The organism is Chryseobacterium sp. 14P4.3.2 (assembly GCF_057799275.1).
In genome coordinates this window covers 1-347 of record NZ_JBYOKO010000085.1, presented here as the reverse complement: position 1 = coordinate 347, position 347 = coordinate 1, and the positions used below count along the sequence as shown (strand labels likewise).

The following is a 347-nucleotide window of genomic DNA, read 5'->3' as shown; positions in this document are numbered from 1 at the left end:
CATCTGGATTATATTCACCTCCATTAAAACGAGAAAATGTACCAACCATTTTCCCTGCATCAAAATGATAATCTGCAATTCCTACAGACATGCTATTACCTTTAAGGTTATTTAAATTTATACCAGCATCTTTAGCATAATGATTAGCGATGTTTGCTAAAACAAACGCATTATCTTTATTAAATATATAATCCTTTAGTTCCACTGACAGCCATGGAGCTGTATTAAAACTGCCTGTAATAGGATTTTGAAAATCAATAATAATATTATTTGTATTCTTATTATCAGTGTATAAAAATTTACCAAACTGATTAAAGTGATCATCAAAAAGGTTAGAGCCAAATCCT

General features: G+C 29.7%; 1 protein-coding gene. It reads right to left on the bottom strand.

Features of this window, described 5'->3' with window-relative positions:
* A partial coding sequence (locus AC27VX_RS23905) for a hypothetical protein (RefSeq protein WP_488698483.1) occupies positions 1-347 on the bottom strand: 347 nt, incomplete at both ends.